The organism is Janthinobacterium sp. Mn2066 (assembly GCF_049319705.1).
Classification (GTDB): domain Bacteria; phylum Pseudomonadota; class Gammaproteobacteria; order Burkholderiales; family Burkholderiaceae_D; genus Janthinobacterium.
Genome location: NZ_JBMOUF010000007.1, coordinates 228,830 through 247,482 on the forward strand (window position 1 = coordinate 228,830; position 18,653 = coordinate 247,482).

Genomic DNA, 18,653 nt, shown 5'->3' on the forward strand with positions numbered 1-18,653 from the left:
CGGGCATAGCTGGGCCGTTATGGATATGCCGATATTACAACCATTTGCGCCGGTGGGCCTGTCCTGTAAACGATGTCGTGCTGTATGAATATCTGATAGCTTCTGTCAAGAAAAATCGCAAAAATCGCAAAAATGCCTATTTTTTGTGCAAATTGTGGCTGAATAACCACTAGTAAGGCATTTCTTATTGTCGATTAAATATTTCATATAACAATATTCTTGCAGCGCATAAGGTGCTTGAATTAAATTGGCGCCTTGCTTGAAAGTTGGCGTTCATCAGACATCCAAGAGATGCGGCCAGGACCGCTGCCGTCACCACGGCAGGCGAGGCAGAGCCAGTGACGCCGAGAGTGGGGGGACACCCGCTCGCGCTGCCGCACCACGACGGTGCAGGCCGATACAAGGCGCCGCACAGAAGAAATCCCGGAGACGAGTTGCAGGACAGGTTACGTAATTTTTATTTAAACTTCTGGGAAACAACATGATCAAAATGTCCAAGATGCACAAGCGGTTATGCGCCAAAAGCGCTGCCATGCTGGCACTGTCCGCAGTCTTGCCTATCGGTACGGCTTACGCTGACGAAGCCGCTGCAGCGCCGGCCGCCATGACCGATGCCGCACCTGCCGCCGCGACCGATGCTGCACCTGCTGCTGGCCAGCTGGAAACGGTGACCGTGACGGCGCAGCGCCGCAAGGAAAACATCCGCGACGTGCCTGTTTCCGTGTCCCTGTTGCGCGATGAAAAACTGGACGTGCTGGTGTCTGGCGGCCAGGATATCCGCATGCTGGCCGGCAAAGTGCCGAGCCTGAACGTGGAATCGTCGAATGGCCGTACCTTCCCGCGCTTCTACATCCGCGGCTACGGCAATACCGACTTCAACATTTTTGCTTCGCAACCTGTTTCCCTGATTTATGACGACGTGGTGCAGGAAAACCCGATCCTGAAGGGTTACCCGCTGTTCGACGTGGCTGGCGTGGAAGTCTTGCGCGGTCCTCAAGGCACCTTGTTTGGCCGTAACACGCCCGCTGGCGTGGTCAAGTTCGAATCGGTCAAGCCTAACCTGGACAAGGTCGAAGGTTATTACAACGTTTCCACCGCGACCCACAACACCAGCAATTTCGATGGCGCCGTGAACGTGCCGCTGAGCAAAGAGTGGGCGATGCGTTTCTCGACCCTGCGCCAGCACCGCGACGATTATGTCGACAATACCTTTACCGGCCAGAAAAACGCCCTCGACGGCTACAACGAACACGCCGAGCGTGTGCAATTGCTGTACGCCCCAACCGGCAGCGGCTTCAATGCCCTGTTCAACGTGCATCAACGCACGACGGCCGGCAGCGCGCGCCTGTTCTTCGCCAACCTGATCAAGCCAGGCACCAACGACATCGTTGATGGTTTCGATCCGACCAAGATCAATATCAATGCGCCCAACTTCCAAAGCCTGAGCACGAATGGCGCCAGCGCCCGCCTGAGCTGGGATCTGGACGGCATCAAGCTGTATTCGATCACCGGCTTCGAGCACGTGGGTCAATACGCATCGCATGGCGACATCGACGGCGGCGCGCCGAACGGCCCCGGTTTCATTCCTTTCCAGGTTGAAACGCAAGGCGGCATCACCAGCGTAAAACAGTACTCGCAAGAATTCCGCGCCGAATCGAAGAATGCCGGCCCGCTGAACTGGCAGGCAGGCTTGTACTACTTCAACGAAGATGCCAACGGTTACTCGGACAGCTATTTCTCCGATACCCATTTGCTGCAAAATCATCTGGCCAGCCGCCAGAAGAACACGGCCTGGGCGACTTTCGGTTCCGTCAACTATGCTGTCAGCGATGACTTCATGCTGCGCGGCGGCTTGCGTTACACCAAGGACAAGAAAGACTTCAACACGGTTGCTGCTGATAACATCACGCAAATCAGCCCAACCAGCGCCGATGTCAGCAAAGGCAAAATCAACTGGGACCTGAGCGGCACCTACAAGTACAACAAGGACGTGAATTTCTACGGCCGTATCGCCACCGGTTTCCGCGCACCGAGTATTGCGCCAGCCAGCGATAAAGTACCTGTGACCATCGCCAATGCCGAAACCATCACCTCGTATGAAGCCGGTATCAAGGCCGACCTGTTCGAGCGCCGCGCCCGTCTGGCGTTCAGCGTCTACGATTACCAGATCAAGAACCAGCAATTGACGGTAGTGGGCGGCGACTCGAACGTGACGCGTTTGATCAATGCAGCCAAGACCAATGGCCGCGGTGCGGAACTGGAACTGGAAGGTTTCGTCACGCCTAGCCTGAAGATGTCCTTCGGCGGCAGCTACAACTTTACGGAAATCAAGGATCCTACCCTGTCGGTCGCCAAGTGCGCCAGCTGCACGGTATTGAACCCGATCAATGCTGCTGGTAACGTCGTCATTAATGGCAACCCGCTGCCGCAGGCGCCGAAGTGGACCCTGACCGCGACGGGCCGCTACTCGATCCCGACCGACAACGGCGAATTCTTCGTCTTCACGGACTGGTCGTACCGCAGCGAAATCAATTTCTTCCTGTACCAGTCGACCGAGTTTACCGGCAAGCCATTGCTGGAAGGCGGCTTGCGTACCGGTTACAACTGGGATGGTGGCAAGTATGAAGTGGCCTTGTTTGGCCGCAACATCACCAACACCCGCCGCGTGACGGGCGCCATCGACTTCGACAACCTGACCGGCTTCATCAATGATCCGCGTCAATGGGGTGTGCAGTTCAAGGGCAATTTCTAATTGCCTGACTTCAGACGCCGGCTCCGGCTGGCGTCTGCTTTGACCCGTTGACGGTTCGCGCCGCAGCGGGTTTTTTTATGCCTGGAATTATTTGGGCAGGCGCGACAGCAGTTGTGCCCAGGCGGGTATTGCTTGCCGCCAAAAGTCGTCGATATTGTCCGCGCGCACATCGAGGCCTAGAAAACGGGCGGCTGGCAGCAGCGCTGTCGCCAGCAAGTTTTCCGGTGCCGTGCCTGCATCGAAAGCCAGCGCTCCCGTCTGCTTGGACAGTTTTTCACCGAGTTCGTTATTGACCACCGGCACGTGCATGAACTGTGGATGGGGCAAGCCCAGCAGCTCCTGCAGATACAGCTGGCGCGGCGTGGAGTCCAGCAGGTCGGCGCCGCGCACCACGTGCGTGATCGCTTGCTCGCCATCATCGACCACCACCGCCAATTGATAGGCCCAGAAACCGTCGCCGCGCAGCACGACAAAGTCACCTACCTCGGCCGCAATATCCTGCTGTTGATGGCCCTGCCAGCGGTCGATAAAACTATAGCTGGCGTGGCCAGCCTGCGGCACGCGCAGCCGCAAGGCCCGCGCTTCCTTGCCCGGCGCCAGGCCATGCCGACAGGTGCCCGGATACACGGACACGCCATTTTTGGACGCGCCGGCCCGCAAATTCGAATCGGCAATTTCCTTGCGTGAACAACCGCACGCATACACCAGCCCATCCTCTTTCAAGCGCTGCAGCGCCGCTTGATACAGCGGCAAGCGCCGGCTCTGCCACGTCGCCTCGCCATCCCACAACATCTTGCAGCGCTGCAAACTGGCCAGGATCGCCATATCCGCGCCCTCGACATTGCGGTCATAGTCCAGGTCCTCGATACGCAGCAGCCACGTCCCCTGATGCACCTTCGCATCGAGATAACTGGCCATGGCGGCAACAAGTGAACCCATATGCAAGGGGCCGGAGGGGGAGGGGGCGAAGCGGCCGATGTAGGGGGTGGTGGGGACAGTCATGCGGGTAAATATGCTGGAAAAGATTGTTGCTGTTACTTTATTGGGGCTTGATCTACGGAACTGTAGGGGCAAGTATTGGTCAGAGTGAAAACCAAGTCAAATCGAAACCTGATAGCGCTGACTTTTATTTTATCTGTGATAATTGGATTTGATAATCTCATTTTTTCTTTTGATACAGTATAGGTAACTGACCTGCCTAAAGAGGTTTTTCCACCTAAAACTCTCTCTCTCCTTTAGCAAGATTTGGATTGGAAGTTATTTTAATTTCTTTGCCGTTGTCTTTTATTTGTATTGCAAATTTGTCAATTTTTGTTTGTTTCTTTTTGAATTCTGTATATGCTGCAAATCAGATGCATGACGTGATGCATGTCGTCGCGTGGCTGTGCGGTGGTGTGCTGGCCGAGAAAGCTATCGTCGCCGAGCCTGCTTTCGCCTGTGGCGCACAGGGTCAATCCCCGTACCTCGCTGGCGCGCAAGACCAGCACGATGTCGTAGCGCAGCAGCGGCTGGCCGAACAGTATCAGCATGTTTTTCAATTGCACGCTGTTGGGCGCACCCGGCAGGAAGGTGGCATGTTGTTGCGCCGTCAAGGGGCAGATGCGCAGGCGCGCGGCCAGTGCGCACCTGCGCCCGCATCGAAGCGCAGGCTGGCCGAAGGCTTGCGCAGGAAACGCACCGGTATGCCGTCGGGCACGTCTTCGGCCAGCAAGTCGCCGCCGGGCCAGCCAGTAGTGGCCGCCGCTGGCTGGCGGTTCGCCTGGCAGGGAAGAATACAAGGGCAGGAAAGTGGTCAGGTGTTCCCCGGCCTCGTCCTTGCGCACCATGGTCACGCTCTCGATGCTGTGGATGTCATAGGCAGATGCATGCGTGGCGTCGGCGATCAGGGCGTGATCGGCTTCGGTATGCGTGAGCCGCAGCGGCACGCCAGCCTTGCTGAACAGGTTGACCACGGGCGTGCAGCCCAGCAGCAGGTTGTCGCGGCTGACGCTCGCCAGCAGGCGCGCTGCATGGCTGTCGCTGCGCAAGTGGCTGAGCGGCAAGTGCAGGGTGAACTGGCGGCATTGCGCGGGCAGCAAGGCACCCAGCATGGGCCAGTCGATATCGAAGAAATGAAATTTTTCCGGGAAGGCAAAGTACTCGGTCAGCAGGCCCAGTGCCGGGTGCGAGCGGGCGTCAAACGGGATCAGCGCATCGGTGTCGGCATACCCGGCCGGGCTCAAGGGCATGCCGGCGACGGACAGCCAGGGACTGTGCTCATCGAGCGCAATATAAGCGCCCGCGTTGCGCAAGAACAAGGCGTCGAGCAGGGCCGCGCGCACCGACGGTTCGCCATCGGCGAAGACGCGCAAGTGGCGCAGGCCGGTTTGCTCCAGCTGATAACTGTCGTTGCTGCTGGCAAAAGTGATGCTGAGCAAGGCGCTCGCGCCGTCTGGCAGGCGCAGTCCGGGCGGGGGTGCGATGATGGCGTGAAAGCGCAGCTTCGCGATCGTCAGCGGCGCCAGCGTCACCTCATAGGCGCTGCTGAATTTGCAGGCCACGCCCTGTACCGGATGCGAACGCAGCACCGTGCCGCGCGCCACGGTGGTCAACTGGCTGCCGGCCGGTGTTTCTTCCTGAGCGATGCGGGCGATGGAGCACGAGGGGAAGGGCCGCAGATAATGCGGGTACAAGGTTTCCAGCAGGGAGTCGGTGAATTGCGGATAGTCGTCGTCGAGGCGTTTGGCGACGCGGGCCGTGAGCAGGGCGAAGGACTGGATCAGCCGTTCGATATGCGGATCTTCACAGGTGTCGCCAGCGATCAGCAGACGCCCGGCCGCCTTGGGAAAGCGGCTGGAAAATTCCCGCGTGTACTGGCGAAACAGGCCCAGTTCGCGCTCGTAATACGGTAAGAGTTGTTCCACGGTCGCGCTCTCCGCCAGCAGGAAAGTTCCATGCTGGCATCAGGCGCAGTGGTGGATATTGATTTCTGATAATGAACTTGCCTGGCCGCCTATTTACGCGCTGCGTGGCACTGCGGGTGCAGCCTTGCTGTTGCCGGTGGTTGCCGGCGCTGCGCCACCCTTGCGGTACAGCATCAAGGTGGCGATCAGCCCGCAGACGGCGGCAAAGGTCATCCACAAACCGGGGGCGGCGTTGTCGCCCGTGGAGCCGATCAGGCCGGTGGCGATCGCCGGCGTGAAGCCGCCGAAGATGGCCGTGGCCAGGCTGTAGGCCAGCGAGAAGCCGACCGTGCGCACCTCGACCGGCATGACTTCCGTCAAGGCCACCACCATCGCGCCGTTATAGCTGGCGTACAGGAAGGACAGCCACAGTTCCACGGTCAGCATTTTCTGGAAGCTGGCGTCGTGCACCAGCCAGCTCAGCGCGGGGTAGGTGCTGAGGATGGCCAGCAGGCTGAAGCACAGCAGCAAGGGCTTGCGGCCGATGCGGTCGGACAGCGCGCCCATGATCGGCAGCCAGATGAAGTTGGAAATGCCGATGCAGAAAGTGACGATCAGGCTATCGCTGGTGCTCAGTTTCAGCACGGTCTTGCCGAAGGTCGGGGTATAGACGGTGATCAGGTAAAACGACACGGTGGTAAACGACACCAGCATCATGCCGGCCACCACCAGGCGCCAGTTGCTGACCATCGACTGGAAGATGGCCTTCAGTTCCGGGCGGTGCTTGCGCTGCTTGAATTCTTCGGTTTCCTGCAGCGAACGGCGGATGATGAACAGGATGGGCACGATCATGCAACCGACAAAGAAGGGAATGCGCCAGCCCCAGGCGCCCACTTGCAGCGGGGTCAGGACCTGGTTCAGGCCATAGCCGAGCGCGGCGGCGACGATGATCGCCACTTGCTGGCTGGCCGATTGCCAGCTGACATAAAAGCCCTTGCGGCCCGGCGTGGCCATTTCCGACAGGTAGACCGAGACACCGCCCAGTTCCACGCCGGCCGAAAAGCCCTGCAGCAGCCGTCCCGTCAAGACCAGGAAGGGCGCCAGGTAGCCGATGGTGGCGTAACCGGGCACGAAGGCGATCAGCATGGTGCCGGTCGCCATCAGGGCCAGGGTGACGATCAGGCCCTGGCGGCGGCCGACGCGGTCGACGTAGGCGCCCAGCAGGATGGCGCCCAGCGGACGCATCAGGAAGCCGGCGCCGAAGGTCATGAAGGTCAGCATTAGCGAGGCGTAGGCGTCACCGGCAGGAAAGAATGTCTGGGAAATATAGTTGGCGTAAAAACCGAACAGGAAAAAGTCGAACATTTCCATGAAGTTGCCACTGGTGACACGTAACACGGTGCCGAATTTCGACTGCGCAGGGGGAGAGAGGGTGGTCATTGAAGTCTCAGTAATGTTATCAACCGCCTATCTTGTTGCAGGCGGCTTTGGTAGTAGCCAGGTTGCAACTACATTTGCAGCCACGGTTTCATCTCTATTATTACCGCTTTTTACGTTCGTTGTGTATGAGGGTTTACCACGTCAGGCAGGAATAGTTTCCAATGGGAAAGGCCTCTAATAAAAACTGCTGTAATATTGCCAGCAGTGGGAGCAGAACCGCAGCTGGCCTGCGTTCCCGCCCCATCCCCACCACAGCACAGCAGAGCCATCAAAGGCCGTACGGAGAGTGATTCATGGAACGATTGGCAGTATTTAAAATCATTGCGTTGCAGGCAAGTAAGGGTGAGCTGACCTTCCCCGCCAACGTCAAGGCCACCTTGAAGCTGCAGGATGCGCTCGATGATCCCGACTGCCATATCGAGGCGGCCGCGCGCATGGTGATGGCTGAACCGCTGCTGTCGGCCAGGGTCGTGGCGCTGGCCAACTCGGCCGCCTACAACCGTTCGGGCAATGAAATCGCCAATGTGCGCGCTGCCGTCTCGCGGCTGGGGTTTGCCACCCTGAAATCGATGGTGGCGTCGGTCATCGTGCGCCAGCTGGGCAGCCAGATCACCGATCCGCAGTTGCGCGCCAAGGCCGCCAAGCTGTGGGAGCACACGGCCCATGTGGCGGCCTTGAGCCAGGTGATCGCCAAAAAAGTCACGCATGTCGATGTGGAAACGGCCATGTTTGCCGCGATCGTGCACGAAGTGGGCGGTTTTTATTTGCTGTCGCGGGCCGAGGAATATCCGGGTTTGCTCGACGACAATACGGAAGACTGGATCGAATACGGCGAAAAGCTGATCGGCCGCGGCGTGCTGCGCCAGCTGGAAGTGCCGGACCTGGTGCTGCAAGCGGTGGAAGGCATGTGGCATGGCGGCAGTCCGTTTCCGCCGCGCACCCTGGGCGCGACCCTGGTGCTGGCGAACGATTTGTCGCCGGTGGCCTCGCCCCTGCATCCGCCCGACAGCGCCGCGCGGCGCCAGGCGGCGGCGAAGATCGATTTCGGCATCGGCGGCAGCACCCTGCACACCATCCTCGATGAATCGGCGGAAGAGATCGAATCGCTGGCGGCGGCCTTGCTGGTCTAGCACGATAGCCCACACGCTTGCATGTCTTGATAGGTGGGCTATTCGTCATTTACGCCATATGGCGTGCGTCATAGACTTTGTTTAGAGCAACCCCTTTTAATCTAAACAAGGATACATCATGGCACGCTTTACAACATTGCAAGCGACAACGGTGCGCAGGCACACGACACGGTTTCTGGCGCGCATCGGCATTTCAGTGGCGCTCGCCACGGCATTTGCCGGGATGCCGGCGCCAGCGGGCGCTGCCGGCAAGGGCAAGGTACTGGTGATCATGTCCAGTGCGCATCAACTCGAATTGCGCGACGGTAAACAATACGCGACGGGATATTACCTGGATGAATTGGCGGTGCCCCTGCGCAAATTGATCGATGCCGGTTACACGCCGGTGTACGCCAGTCCGGATGGGACGGTGCCATCGTATGACCGGGTTTCCCACGACAAAATGTTTTTCGATGGCAGCGAGGAAAAACTTGCCGCGGCGGTCAAGCTGGTGCAGGGAGAGCAGGGGCCCGTGCATCCGAAAAAACTCTCGGCCGTGCTGGCCGAAGGCACGGCTGGCTATGCCGGTATCTTTATCCCCGGTGGCCATGCTCCCATGCAGGATTTATCGCAGGACCAGGAGCTCGGCAAGATTCTGTTGACCTTCCATGATACGCAGCGTCCCACCGGCGTCATTTGCCATGGTCCGACCGCGTTGCTGTCGACCTTGAGCGATCCGCTGGCATTCCGCAAGGCGCTGATCGCCGGCGATATCGAGAGCACCAGCAAGATTGCGGCCGGCTGGCCGTATGCGGGTTATCGCCTGACGGTCTTTTCATCTGCCGAAGAAAAATTCATCGAAGGGCCCAAGGCGCAGCTGGGCGGTTACGTGCAGTTCCACGCGGCCGACGCACTGGCCGAGGCTGGCGCGCATGTGGACCGGGTGGCGGCCTACCATCCGAACGTGGTGGAAGACCGGGAACTTGTCAGCGGCGAACAGCCGTTTTCGTCCGATGCGTTTGGCGATGCCTTTGTCGCCAGGCTCGATAGCTACCAGGCGCGCTAGGCGGCAGCAATACGGGCGTGGCGGCGCAGTACTTGCGGCGGCTGCCCGTAGGCGCGCAGGAAAGCGCGCCGCATCCGTTCCGGATCGGCAAAGCCGGTTTCCTGCGCCACGATGTCGATCGGAAGGCGCCCCTGTTCTATCATCAGCCTGGCCGCTTCCAGGCGCAGGTTTTCGATCGCCTTGGCCGGCGATTGTCCGGTCTCGGCACGAAACGCCCGGCTGAACTGGCGCGGACTCAGGCAAGCCTGGGTGGCCAGTTCATCGACCGATAGCGGATTGCGCAGGTGACTTTCGGCATATTTCAAGGCGTTTTGAATCCGGTCCGATCTGGGGCTCAGTTCCAGCAGGACGGAATGCTGCGACTGGCCGCCTGCGCGCCGGTGATGGACCACCAGGTTTTTTGCCACCAGCCGCGCGACGTCGGCCCCCAGGTCTTTTTCCACCATGCCCAGCGCCAGGTCGATGCCGGCGCTCATGCCGGCAGACGTCCACACGGGCCCATCGTGGATAAAGATGCGGTCTTCCTCGACCGTTATAGCGGGGAACTTTTTTTGCAGGTCGCGCGCCGCGTACCAATGCGTGGTCACGCGGCGACCATCGAGCAGGCCGGCATCGGCCAACACCAGCGCACCGCTGCACATGGACGCCATGCGCCGCACGGTGGGCATGGATGCGCGCAGGAAGTCCAGCAGCGCGGGGCTGGCGGGCGGCGCACCGACGGCGCCGCCGACGATCAGGGTATCGAAGCCGTCGTGGTGCAGCTTTTCGGTGCCGATCGACACTCCCATGGAACTGCGCATGTTGCCGCCGTGTTCAGACATCACGCGGATCTCGTAGACTGCCTGGCCGGTGACCAGATTGGCGAACTCGAAGGCCGATAGGGCGGCAAAACTCATGAACTGGAAATTCTCGGTGGCGATGAATCCGATGCGTTGCATGTAGGGCTCCGGCAGGCTGCTAAGGATGTCTTAAAAAGCGGGAATCAAATGATATATGCCATATTACCGCAATGGCCGATGGCGCGTGCCGTCATTGCTTATGCCATATCTGCATTTTGATGCCTGTTTCACATGGCATACAATCATTGGCCCGGCTATCCGCCGTCCGCTGACAGAATCACCTCCTCTTACCAAAAGGATTTTATGCAGAAGCTGTTTTCTTCCCTGGCCGCCACGGCGCTCGCCGCCAGCCTGGCCCTGGCTTTCCCTGCCCATGCGGCAACTCCGTCCAACTTGCCGCTGGTGCAGGAAGCGCCGCTGCGCGCCCACCTGGCTTTCCTGTCGAATGACTTGCTCGAAGGCCGGGGCACGGGCCAGCGCGGCGCCGACCTGACGGTGGCCTACCTGGAAACGCAGGCGCAGATGGCGGGCTTGAAGCCGGTGCGCGGCAACAGTTATCGCCAGTCGGTGCAGATTGCCGGCGTGAAATCCTTGCCGGCCGACAGCAGCCTGCAGGCGGTGGCCGGTGGCAAGGCCGTGCCGCTGGCTTTTGGCCCGGACTGGGTGTGGGCGACCGGCGACTCGGTTGCCACGCATACCTTCGATGCGCCGCTGGTGTTTGTCGGTTATGGCATCACGGCGCCGGAAGAAGGCTGGAATGATTTCAAGGGCGCCGATGTCAAGGGCAAGATCGTGGTCATGATGGTCAACGATCCACAGCCGACCGAAGCGGAGCCGAACCGTTTCGCCGGCAAGGCGCTGACCTATTACGGCCGCTGGACCTATAAATTCGAAGAAGCCAAGCGCCAGGGCGCCGCTGGCGTGTTGCTGATCCACACCAAGCCATCGGCCTCGTATGACTGGAGCGTGGTACAAAACAGCTGGAGCGGCACCGAGCGCTTCCAGCTGGCCGAGCGCACCCCGGGCACGCCGCTGCAGGGCTGGATCACGGAAGACGCGGCGCGCCGTCTGTTCGCTGCCGGCGGGCAAGATTTGGATGCCTTGCGGGCCAGGGCCGAGCGCAAGGATTTCCAGGCGGTCGCGCTGGACGTGAAACTGGCGGGCGAAATGAAATCGGCCGTGCGCAAGGTCGAGCAATTCAACGTGGCCGGCATGGTGCCGGGCACCGATGCCAGGCTGAAAGATGAAGCCGTCATCTACAGCGCCCACTGGGACCACCTGGGGATACAGCCGAAAGAGGGCGACAAGCCGGGCGCCGACATCATTTATAACGGCGCCGTCGACAATGCGTCGGGATCGGCCGGTTTGCTGGCCATGGCGCAGGAAGCGGCGAAAAAGCCGGCCAGGCGCACGCAGATTTTCCTGTGGGTGGCGGCCGAAGAGCAGGGCTTGCTGGGCAGCGCCGCGTATGCAGCCGATCCGCTGTGGCCATTAAATAAAACCGCTGCTGCGCTGAATTTGGACAGCCTGAACTTCGTGGGCGCCACGCACGATATCGGCGTGCAGGGCAGCGAACGCACGGAACTGGGCGCCATGGCGGCCACGGTGGCGAAATCCATGGGCATGCATATCGCACAAGCGCGCCCGGACCTGGCGGGCGGCTATTTCCGCAGCGACCACTTCAGTTTTGCCAAGGCCGGCGTGCCCGCGTTTTCCATCAATGGCGGCCGCGAGTATGTAAAAGACGTGGAAGCCTCGAAAGCCAAGGCAGCCGCTTACGGCCCGCGCTACCATCAGGTGACCGACGAATACGACCCAAGCTGGGATCTGTCCGGCATGACGCAGCAAGCCCAGTTCACCCTGAACCTGGGCCAGGCAGTCGCCAATGCCGTCAAAATGCCGGCCTGGAAGGCGGGCGATGCGTTTGGCAAGGTGCGCGAGCAAGCCAAATAACACAGTTGCAGCATGAAAAAAACCGCTCGGTTTGTATGAACTGAGCGGTTTTTTTGTGGCGCCATTCAAGCGCCATTCAAGCTTGTGCCAGGCGCCGCTGGTCGAAACTGTATTTGCCCCACACCAGCAGCATCAGCAGCGGCATGGCGCCGCCGACGGCGCACAGGGCCAGCCAGCCGCCGGCGGCAAAGCTGGCGCTGGCCAGCGCGGAGCCGGCCGAAGCGCCGATAAAGCCGGACGCGATGAACACCGTGGTGACGCGGGCGCGTGCCTGCGGCGCCAGTTTATAGATGATGGACTGGTGCGTCACTTGCAAGCCCATCACGCCCACGTCGAGCAGCACGATGCCGATCAGCAAAAGCGTCAGCGAATACGCGCCCAGGCCGATGAAGGCCCAGCCTGCCAGCGAAGCGATGGCCAGCAGCCAGGTCGCCTGGCGCGCATAACCGCGGTCGGCCATGCGGCCCGCCGTGTTGGCGGCCAGCGCGCCGGTGGCGCCCGCCAGGCCGAACATGCCGATCTGCAATTCCGAGTAATGATAGGGCGCGCCGCTCAGCAAGAAGGTCAGTCCGGTCCAGAACACGCTGAAAGTGCCCAGGCCCAGGCCGGCGAACAGGGCGCGCTGGCGCAGCAGCGGTTCCTGGCGGATGATGTCGCCCAGGGACGCCATCAGCTTGCCGTATTGCAGCTTGCCACGAGGCGCTTCGTCGGGCAGGATGTTGCGCAGTATCAGCAGCAAGGCGGCCACGACGGCAGCCGCCAGCACGTAGACGCTGCGCCAGCCGCCGCTGATGTGGGCGACGATGCCCGACACTGTACGCGCCAGCAAGATTCCCAATAGCAGCCCGGTCATGACGGTGCCGACCATGCGGCCACGGCTATGGTCGGGTGCGTAGGACGCCACCATCGCCGTGACCACCATCAGCGCGCTGGCCGTGATGCCCATCAACACGCTGGCGATGGCGAAAATGTAGATATTCTGGCTGGTAGCGGCCAGCAGCAGGGCGGCGATCTTGGCCAGCAGCATCCAGGTCAGCAGTTTGCGGCGGTTCAGCACGTCGCTGAGCGGCACCAGGAATACGATGCCCAGCACATAGCCGATCTGCGTGGCCGTGACCAGGTAGCCGGCGTGGGTGACGCTGACGCCGAACGAGGCGGCCAGCATGGACGTCAAAGGCTGGACGTAATACAGGCTGGCGACGAGCACGCCGGCGGACAGGGCGAACAACAGGATGCGGGTCGAGGTCAGCAGGGTGCTGGCGTCGATCTTGGGGCTGGCTGGTTTCATGCGGTACGACTTTCTTGGAGTGATGCTTTTGGAGGTGCATGATAGCGCCCAGGCGGTTTTCCTGCCGGGCGCCGGCGATTTTGCCAGCGAGGCTGATTACATTGACAAGACAAAAAAATCCCGGCGATCGTTGCCGACAGCCGGGATAAAGGTATATAGCGGGATATACCAGGAGGATAAACAGATAAATTCCTTGTTACGCTTCCGCAGCCAGTTCAGCATGCACCTGCGCCGTGATTTCGTAGGAACGCAGGCGGTGCTGGTGGTCGAAGATTTGCGAGGTGATCATCAGCTCGTCGGCGCCGGTTTCCCGGATGAATGCCGCCATCTTCGCTTTCACCGTGGCAGGCGAGCCGATGGCCGTGCACGACAGCACGGAATCGAGCATGGCCCGCTCTTGCGGTCCCAGCTGTTCCAGGTAGCCAGGCACCGGCGGCTGCAGCCGCGATGGGCGTCCCGTGCGCAGGTTCACAAACGCTTGCTGCATCGAGGTGGCGCGCAAATGCGCTTCTTCATCGGTGTCGGCCGCAAATACGTTAAAGCCCAGCATCACGTGCGGCTTGGCCAGCTGCTTCGATGGCTTGAAGTTGGCGCGGTAATACTCGACGGCCATCTTCATCATTTGCGGCGCGAAATGCGAGGCAAAGGCGTAAGGCAAGCCCATGTGGGCGGCCAGTTGCGCGCCGAACATGCTCGAACCGAGTATCCAGACCGGCACATTCGATCCCTTGCCCGGCACGGCCAGCACGCGCTGGCGCGGTTCGTCGGACATATAGTCCATCAATTCCAGCACGTCTTGCGGAAACTGGTCGGCATCCGATTGCAGATCGCGGCGCAAGGCGCGCGCGGTGGTCTGGTCGGAGCCGGGCGCGCGGCCCAGGCCCAGGTCGATGCGGCCTGGATACAAGGCTTCCAGGGTGCCGAACTGTTCGGCGATCACCAGTGGCGAATGGTTCGGCAGCATCACGCCGCCGGCGCCCACGCGGATGGTCCTGGTGCCAGCCGCCACATGGGCGATGACCACCGCCGTGGCGGCGCTGGCGATGCCGGGCATGCCGTGGTGTTCGGCCAGCCAGTAGCGGTTAAAGCCCCAGCGTTCGCCATGCTGCGCCAGGTCCAGCGTGTTCTTGAAAGAAATCGCGGCGCTGCTGCCTTCGGCGATGGGGGCCAGATCGAGTATGGAAAATGGAATCATGAGAGCAATATCGGGCTATTGGGGTAAATCACAATGGACGATTTGTCTATCCCCTGATGCGCGCAGGGTTGTATGCGCACTGCGCTGGACTGTGCAGGAAAGACAAGGCTGGCGCTATGATAATGCGAAACGGCTTTTTGCGTACTGATCGGTAAAAAACTCGTGCTTATTGGAAATTCAATACGGCAATGTTAAAGTGATCATCCGACTTTTTCCTGCCTGATCGATTCCTTCATGCTCAAGAAACTTGCCCAGCGTGCCTTGCTGCCGCTGCTGATCCAGTGTGCTTTCCACTTGCCTGTACACGCTGCCGATGCTGTAGTCAGTGCTGAAGCGCAAGACACTGCCCGCTACGCGCTGGCGACCTATCCCGAAGCGATGATCGGCAGCCTGGCGAAGATGGTCAGTTTCAACACCGTGGCAGACCCTGCCGTGCCGTTTGAAAGCAATCCGCAGCACACGGGCTTCAAGCGCTACCTGCAGCAAGAGGCGCAGCGCCTGGGCTTTGATTTCCACGACTACGGCCACGTGGTGGTGATCGGCATGGGAAGCGGCAGCGAGCGCGTGGGCGTGATCACGCATGGCGACGTGCAGCCGGTGGACCCCGCCAAATGGGCGCGTTCGCCATTCGAGCTGGACCGTACCAGCGAGCCGGGCAAGCTGCTGGGACGGGGCTCGGAAGACGACAAGGGGCCGATCGCCACGGCCCTGTATGCAATGAAATCCATCCAGGATAAACAGGTGCGGCTGCGCAAGCGGGTGGAACTGTATGTGTACATGGCCGAGGAATCGGATTGGGAACCGTTGAAACAATTTCTCAAGACCCATACACCGCCGGACATCAATATCACCATCGATGCGGAATACCCGGTGGTGACCGCCGAAAAGGGATCCGGCTCGATCAAGCTGAACCTGCCGGCAGATACGGCCTTGCCGACTGGCATTGCGCCCGTCTTGCGCAGCCTGACAGGTGGTTTTTTCGGCAGCCAGATACCGGAAGATGCGCAAGCCACCATCGAGCGCGCGCCTGCCGCGCTGGAAGCGCAGATACGCGCCCGGGCACAGCAGCAAAAAGGCATGCGCTACACTTTTGAGCGCCAGGGCACGACCCTGACCGTCAAGGCGCAGGGCGTATCGGCCCATTCGTCGAAACCGGAAGATGGCCTCAATGCCATCAGCATGCTGGCCGACGCCCTGGACGTGCAGCCATGGACGGGCACGCAGGCGGCCGACATGCTGTCATTCCTGAACCAGCTGGTGGGTACGGGACTTTATGGCGAGAAATTCGGCCAGATTGCCTACCGCGATGCCTTCATGGGACCGATGACCGTGGCGCCCACGGTGCTCAAGCAAAACCATGGTGAGTTGCAACTGAATATCAATCTGCGCCGGCCGCAAGGCAAGACGGCCCATGCCTTGCGCCAGCAAGTGCTGGACGCGTTTCATGGCTGGCAGGCCCAGCGCCAGGTGGCAGCCGAGCTGCAGGTGCAGATCGGCGAACCATGGCTGCAAACCAGTGCGCCGCAGATACCTACCTTGCTGCAGGTATTTTCCCATTACACGGGCATCACCAATCCGCAACCGGTGGCCATCGGCGGCGGCACCAATTCGCGGCTGTTCCCGAACGCTGTCAGCTTTGGCCCCGCCATGCCGCACACGGTGTACACGGGCCATTCCGAACATGAATTCATCACAGAAAAACAGTTGCTGCTGAACTTGCAGATGTACACGGCCGTGCTGATCGAACTGGCGAAATAGCGGCTTTTACCCCGCCAGAAAGCAGGAACCTTTATTCAGGGCCGGAGTCTTATTTCTCCATATCATACGAAGGGAAGGTCATGGCACATTGCAGAAAACGGGGAAGTAGCCTGGACAGTACGGCGGCGCCATGAACTGGCCGCTGGAGCGGGAAGTGGCGCACAAGCTGGCGCAGATGCGTGGCTGGCTGGAGCAGCAGCGCGCCGGGGCCGTGCGCTTGCGCGGTGCGGACTGGTTTGCCTGGGCCACGGCCGGGGCATCGAACAGTCAACAGCCGATGAGCCCCTGCGGCGGTGCCGAGCTATTGGTGACGCGCGACGGGGCGTACATCCTGAGCGATGAAGCGGAAGCACCCCGCCTGCGCGAGGAAGAGGTGCGCGGACCATGGACGTGGCAAGTCTCGCCGTGGATGCCGGCGCAACTCCATGAATTGCGTGAACATTTCGTGCAGCATGCAGCTGGCGGCGCTGTGGTGTTGTCCGACTTGCCCCGTCTGCATGAACGAGGCTTGCTCCGCAGCATGTGCGAAGAGCGGCTGGTCTTGCTGGAACCGGAGCAGCGGCGCTACCGCCACGTGGGCCAGCTGGCGGCCAGCGCGGCCAGTGCCGCGTTGCGCCTGGCGCGCCCGGACTGGACGGAACAGGAACTGGCGGCAGCCTGCATCCGCGCCCTGTGGTTGCGGGGCTTGCAGGCGGTGCATGTGATGGCGATGGGCGCGGAGCGCCAGCCGCGCTACCGGCGCGCACCAGCCAGTGCCGCCCTCCTGGGCGCGCGTGCCGTGCTGGCCGTGTGTGCACGCCGCCATGGCCTGTGCGCCAGCCTGAGCCGTCAAGTGTGCTTCGGCGAAGCTGGTCAGCGGCTACGCAGCCGTGTCCGCAATGGTGCCGCTACGGAAGTCAGTACGGCAGCCAATAAGGGGGCCAATAAGGGGGCCAATAAGGGAGTCAACCCGGCAGCCAATAAGGCCGCGATTGCGGCAGACGCCAATACGGATCCCGGCAAGCAGTCCCATCAGCAGGCCAAAGAGGATAGCAGCCAGCGGGCCAGCCAGGATGCCAACCCCCGTAATGGGCCCACCAGTGGCGTGACTGCCGGTGTGACGGGCGTTGTCACCAGCGGACTCACTAGCGGACTTACCAGCGGACTTACCAGCGGACTCAGCAGCCAGTTCGCCAGCGGCGCTAATGATGACACCGCTGCTGTCATCACGGGCCATGCCGATGACAATTCGGTAGAGCATGACGACGCGACCTTGCTGGCGCTGGAAACGGTCGCACTGGAAGCCTGTGTAGCTGGCAATGCCTTGAGCATGGTCTATCATGCACTCGACAGCGCCTATGCCTATGCAGGCCATCCCGATACGGTGCTGCATCACCGCCAGGGCGGCATACACGGTTATCTGGCGCCGGAAGTGATGGCCAGCGCCCATACAGAGATCATCCTCAAGCGTGGTATGGTCGTGGCCTTGCATCCCAGCTTGCCTTGCGGCATGGTCGAAGATACTTTTTTACTCGACGGCGGCCAATTGCGTAATCTGACGTATGACCCTGCCTGGCCGTCGACCCTGATACAGGGGCGGCGACGGCCATTGACCCTGGTGCCGGGTTGATGCACCGATTGATGCTGAGGATTAATAGCGCTGTATCACGCCCCTTTGCACGCTGACCCGGTCGCCGATCTGGAAGCCAGGCTGGGTAGTTTGCAGCAGCGTACGGGTCGAGCCATCGTCCAGCCGCAAGGTCACGCGGTAGAGCATATTATTCGCCGCGCCGCCGGTGCCACCGGTTCCCGAGACGCCTGCCTGCATGTCGCCGCTGCCTTGATCCATGCTGCGTGGCACGGTTTCTATCGATTGCACGCTGGCCGAGCTGATACTCATGCCGGACTGGCTGGCGTCGCTGCTGGTGCTCATGTCGCTGGCCGTGGTGCTGCTGCTGGTCTTGCCGGTATTGCCGCTGCCGGGTGTGCTGACGCCAGCGTTGGCGTTGTAGGCATCGGCGCCACTGTTGCGCGCCAGGCTGGTGCTGTCGCTGGAGTGGCAGGCAGCCAATACGGTACAAAGCAAGGTACACATCAAGCCAGTCAACAAGGTGGTGTTTTTAGATCTCATCTTGGTCTCCTTTGCTAATGATAGGGCTAAAGACAGGGGCGATAACCGGGGCGATGGCAGATGGCTGATCGTAAATGGCTGATTGTAAATAGCTGATCCTAAATAGCTGATCGTATGGTGCATGCTGGACGTCGCCGTGGCTAGTACAAGTAAGAGCATCTGGTGCGATGAATGTTCAGCGCCTGTCATGGCCGCTTGCGCCATATCAAGTGGTCTAATTATCACGCTTGGTATAAATAGATGCTTGCAATAAACATTGCG

The 18,653-nt window shown here is 60.7% G+C and carries 13 protein-coding genes; 6 read left to right on the forward strand and 7 right to left on the reverse strand.

Annotated features, from left to right (window positions below; genetic code table 11):
* Window positions 1–481 precede the first annotated feature (481 nt).
* Window positions 482–2,752: a TonB-dependent receptor gene (locus ACL9RI_RS15470; protein WP_422727406.1), complete on the forward strand. Its 2,271-nt coding sequence runs from the start codon at window positions 482–484 to the stop codon at window positions 2,750–2,752.
* A gap of 87 nt (window positions 2,753–2,839) precedes the next feature.
* On the opposite strand, the gene gluQRS is transcribed toward ACL9RI_RS15470, so the two are convergent.
* The 3 genes from gluQRS to ACL9RI_RS15485 form a co-directional block, all read right to left on the reverse strand.
* The gene (gene gluQRS, locus ACL9RI_RS15475; RefSeq protein WP_422727407.1) at window positions 2,840–3,754 is read right to left on the reverse strand and encodes a tRNA glutamyl-Q(34) synthetase GluQRS; all 915 of its coding nucleotides are present in this window, start codon (window positions 3,752–3,754) and stop codon (window positions 2,840–2,842) included.
* A gap of 302 nt (window positions 3,755–4,056) precedes the next feature.
* Entirely contained in the window at window positions 4,057–5,655 is a 1,599-nt protein-coding gene (gene tssF / locus ACL9RI_RS15480; protein ID WP_422727408.1) for a type VI secretion system baseplate subunit TssF, read from the reverse strand.
* 93 nt (window positions 5,656–5,748) lie between these two features.
* The gene (locus ACL9RI_RS15485) at window positions 5,749–7,074 is read right to left on the reverse strand and encodes an MFS transporter (RefSeq protein WP_422727409.1); all 1,326 of its coding nucleotides are present in this window, start codon (window positions 7,072–7,074) and stop codon (window positions 5,749–5,751) included.
* 293 nt (window positions 7,075–7,367) lie between these two features.
* On the opposite strand from ACL9RI_RS15485, the gene ACL9RI_RS15490 reads away from it, so the two are divergent.
* Together ACL9RI_RS15490 and ACL9RI_RS15495 are read left to right on the forward strand one after the other, a co-directional pair.
* A complete protein-coding gene (locus tag ACL9RI_RS15490; protein ID WP_422727410.1) occupies window positions 7,368–8,204 on the forward strand; it encodes an HDOD domain-containing protein in 837 nt (278 codons plus the stop codon).
* Between the two features lie 118 nt (window positions 8,205–8,322).
* Window positions 8,323–9,249, forward strand: coding sequence for a type 1 glutamine amidotransferase domain-containing protein (locus ACL9RI_RS15495; RefSeq protein WP_422727411.1), 927 nt, complete (start codon window positions 8,323–8,325; stop codon window positions 9,247–9,249).
* Here the strand turns inward: ACL9RI_RS15495 and ACL9RI_RS15500 are convergent.
* Window positions 9,246–10,187 (reverse strand): GlxA family transcriptional regulator, encoded by a 942-nt coding sequence (locus ACL9RI_RS15500; protein ID WP_422727412.1) that lies wholly within the window; start codon window positions 10,185–10,187, stop codon window positions 9,246–9,248. The two genes, ACL9RI_RS15495 and ACL9RI_RS15500, sit on opposite strands and share 4 nt — an antisense overlap.
* A gap of 204 nt (window positions 10,188–10,391) precedes the next feature.
* Between ACL9RI_RS15500 and ACL9RI_RS15505 the strand changes: the two genes are divergently transcribed.
* Window positions 10,392–12,041, forward strand: coding sequence for a M28 family peptidase (locus tag ACL9RI_RS15505; protein ID WP_422727413.1), 1,650 nt, complete (start codon window positions 10,392–10,394; stop codon window positions 12,039–12,041).
* Window positions 12,042–12,117: 76 nt separating this feature from the next.
* Here the strand turns inward: ACL9RI_RS15505 and ACL9RI_RS15510 are convergent, their stop codons facing one another.
* Window positions 12,118–13,329, reverse strand: coding sequence for an MFS transporter (locus ACL9RI_RS15510; RefSeq protein ID WP_422727414.1), 1,212 nt, complete (start codon window positions 13,327–13,329; stop codon window positions 12,118–12,120).
* A gap of 196 nt (window positions 13,330–13,525) precedes the next feature.
* Window positions 13,526–14,524 carry an LLM class flavin-dependent oxidoreductase gene (locus ACL9RI_RS15515; protein ID WP_422727415.1) on the reverse strand — a complete coding sequence of 333 codons (999 nt, stop codon included), beginning with the start codon at window positions 14,522–14,524 and terminating at the stop codon, window positions 13,526–13,528.
* A 234-nt stretch (window positions 14,525–14,758) separates the two neighbouring features.
* Between ACL9RI_RS15515 and ACL9RI_RS15520 the strand changes: the two genes are divergently transcribed.
* Complete coding sequence (locus tag ACL9RI_RS15520) at window positions 14,759–16,282, forward strand: dipeptidase (RefSeq protein ID WP_422727416.1); 1,524 nt, start codon at window positions 14,759–14,761, stop codon at window positions 16,280–16,282.
* Between the two features lie 130 nt (window positions 16,283–16,412).
* Window positions 16,413–17,891, forward strand: a complete 1,479-nt coding sequence (locus ACL9RI_RS15525) for a peptidase M24 (RefSeq protein ID WP_422727417.1) — start codon at window positions 16,413–16,415, stop codon at window positions 17,889–17,891.
* Between the two features lie 21 nt (window positions 17,892–17,912).
* Here the strand turns inward: ACL9RI_RS15525 and ACL9RI_RS15530 are convergent, their stop codons facing one another.
* Window positions 17,913–18,392, reverse strand: a complete 480-nt coding sequence (locus tag ACL9RI_RS15530; RefSeq protein WP_422727418.1) for a hypothetical protein — start codon at window positions 18,390–18,392, stop codon at window positions 17,913–17,915.
* Between the last annotated feature and the right edge of the window lie 261 nt (window positions 18,393–18,653).

What these genes read in the sequence shown, in the direction of transcription:
- ACL9RI_RS15495 (WP_422727411.1), top strand. Translation starts at nt 8,323, where the DNA reads ATGGCACGCTTTACAACATTGCAAGCGACAACGGTGCGCAGGCACACG.
- ACL9RI_RS15500 (WP_422727412.1), bottom strand. Translation starts at nt 10,187, where the DNA reads ATGCAACGCATCGGATTCATCGCCACCGAGAATTTCCAGTTCATGAGT.
- ACL9RI_RS15530 (WP_422727418.1), bottom strand. Translation starts at nt 18,392, where the DNA reads ATGAGATCTAAAAACACCACCTTGTTGACTGGCTTGATGTGTACCTTG.
- ACL9RI_RS15515 (WP_422727415.1), bottom strand. Translation starts at nt 14,524, where the DNA reads ATGATTCCATTTTCCATACTCGATCTGGCCCCCATCGCCGAAGGCAGC.
- ACL9RI_RS15485 (WP_422727409.1), bottom strand. Translation starts at nt 7,074, where the DNA reads ATGACCACCCTCTCTCCCCCTGCGCAGTCGAAATTCGGCACCGTGTTA.
- ACL9RI_RS15525 (WP_422727417.1), top strand. Translation starts at nt 16,413, where the DNA reads ATGAACTGGCCGCTGGAGCGGGAAGTGGCGCACAAGCTGGCGCAGATG.
- ACL9RI_RS15510 (WP_422727414.1), bottom strand. Translation starts at nt 13,329, where the DNA reads ATGAAACCAGCCAGCCCCAAGATCGACGCCAGCACCCTGCTGACCTCG.
- ACL9RI_RS15520 (WP_422727416.1), top strand. Translation starts at nt 14,759, where the DNA reads ATGCTCAAGAAACTTGCCCAGCGTGCCTTGCTGCCGCTGCTGATCCAG.
- ACL9RI_RS15505 (WP_422727413.1), top strand. Translation starts at nt 10,392, where the DNA reads ATGCAGAAGCTGTTTTCTTCCCTGGCCGCCACGGCGCTCGCCGCCAGC.
- gluQRS (WP_422727407.1), bottom strand. Translation starts at nt 3,754, where the DNA reads ATGACTGTCCCCACCACCCCCTACATCGGCCGCTTCGCCCCCTCCCCC.
- ACL9RI_RS15470 (WP_422727406.1), top strand. Translation starts at nt 482, where the DNA reads ATGATCAAAATGTCCAAGATGCACAAGCGGTTATGCGCCAAAAGCGCT.
- ACL9RI_RS15490 (WP_422727410.1), top strand. Translation starts at nt 7,368, where the DNA reads ATGGAACGATTGGCAGTATTTAAAATCATTGCGTTGCAGGCAAGTAAG.